A 1,758-nucleotide genomic window follows, 5' to 3' on the forward strand; every position below is an offset into this window, starting at 1 on the left:
GTAGTGACCGCTGTCCGCTTTCTGCCCGATACCGTATACGAACGGATGGACGGGTAGCATCGAGCAATGCATCCCCGTCATATTCGGAGAGATGCGCATTATTTTCCGTTGCCAATTCATCACGCGGATTGCTCAGGCCAGTTGATATCGGGGGCAGTTGAAAGGTCTACTCTGTTCACCCGCACACGATATTTTTTCCATTCTACGAGCGCTGATTTTTCGGCATCCGTGGCGATATCCAGATCAATGGCATCCTGTAAGGGCTTAATTGCCGCATCTGCCTGCTGCTGTAAAACGATTTTTTGCTGTTCAGCCTGTTCAATTTGATGAGATTTTAGGGCTGATTTATCTGTGACCCATTGCTTATTCTCCCACTTATCAAAGGGGGTTTGGGGTGATTGCAGGGTGAGATTATCAGGCAATGCGCCGATGGCGGCAATATTGATCAGCTGACCTGTATCGGTTACATACGCCGTTTTACCCCGATAGTCAGGCACATGTCGCCAGGATTTTTCATCTACACGACGACAAATCGCAACGTCATGCGTGCCAGGTAATTCGGGCGCATCCAGATACGCATTAGCCGCAACAGAAAAACCGCGTGGCACGCGATCCATATCGGCCCCAATATATTCCCGTGTTTCAGGATGACAACGATAAACCGCAACCCATCCGCTAACAATGGCTAACCCATCCTCATCAAACCGGGCCATTTGAATATCTGCACTATATTTAGTCATTACTTTACCCTCGTAATATAAGTCACTGATTTGTTGACAGGCCGGTTTTCATTTGCGGTCGGGACCACTCTCGACGCGTCAAATGTCCATGAAATCACCCCACCACCGGCACCGGCTGCCCGACCGCCTGCCTTATACTGGTAGCTGAATGCACCAGAGGCGTTGCTCCCGCTCTCAATAGTGGGACTACCTAATGATCCTGTGATATTTCTGATAGCATCCCCTTGAACACTCCCTAGCGAACGACCAGAATCTAAACCACGTCCTCTATCCAGACCACGCTTAAATAATCCTCTGTCATCGGGTAATTTCAGGTCGGGAAAAATTTTGGCGAGTTCAGGGTAATCTGCCGCCCGGAATGCGCGTCCCTCATTGGGTTCATATCCGGCGGGTATCGGCGCAGTCGAATGCCATTCGATAGTGGCGCCAATAGGGGCACCAACCGTAATTTTTTGCTCTACAGCACCGTTAGCATTGAGAAATCTGGTGTGCAACTGTGCATCGGCATCAATCCAAATTTGCCCCGTATCACCCCCTACACCAATACTCACCCCTTTGGCCCATCCATTTTCCCGACCACAAGAAAATGGCCCTGAATAATGCCTGCCGGGTAGCTCAGTCATATAGGTAGTCTGGTGATAGGCACCAACATCACCCGCCATCAAACTGATATCAGCCGATAGCGATTTCCCGTTAATTCTCCTGTCATTCGGTACAGCATTCATTACCCGTTCGACGGTTTCCACTAAGCCGATGTTTTTGACAAATTCATTTTTATTGGGAATATCTGCGCCGTTCTGGTTTTTAGCCAGGCGACTATCGGCGTTTTCACTAACAACGGTTAATGCGGCATTAGTGGCATAGTCCCCTTTCGGCTGTTTCCCATGCAGGCCGCTTTCCAATGCCTGCTGAGTCACATATTCCCGTTTCACGCTATCAATCTCTTGATGAATGGCGGAAATATCACGGTCATTTAATGACCCCTTAATGCGCAAATCCATCACATCACCGTGACCAT

General features: G+C 49.2%; 1 protein-coding gene and 1 pseudogene. Both read right to left on the minus strand.

Annotation, left to right across the window (positions count from 1 at the left end; all coding sequences use genetic code 11):
• Nucleotides 1-119: 119 nt before the first annotated feature.
• Nucleotides 120-740 carry a tail fiber assembly protein gene (locus tag AACQ38_RS23660; protein ID WP_165579235.1) on the minus strand — a complete coding sequence of 207 codons (621 nt, stop codon included), beginning with the start codon at nucleotides 738-740 and terminating at the stop codon, nucleotides 120-122.
• A pseudogene (locus AACQ38_RS23665) lies at nucleotides 740-1,758 on the minus strand (phage tail protein); the annotation flags it as partial. The gene AACQ38_RS23660 and the pseudogene AACQ38_RS23665, both read right to left, overlap by 1 nt.

The sequence above is a fragment of the Photorhabdus sp. RW14-46 genome (assembly GCF_963887965.1).
Taxonomy (GTDB): Bacteria; Pseudomonadota; Gammaproteobacteria; order Enterobacterales; family Enterobacteriaceae; genus Photorhabdus; species Photorhabdus laumondii.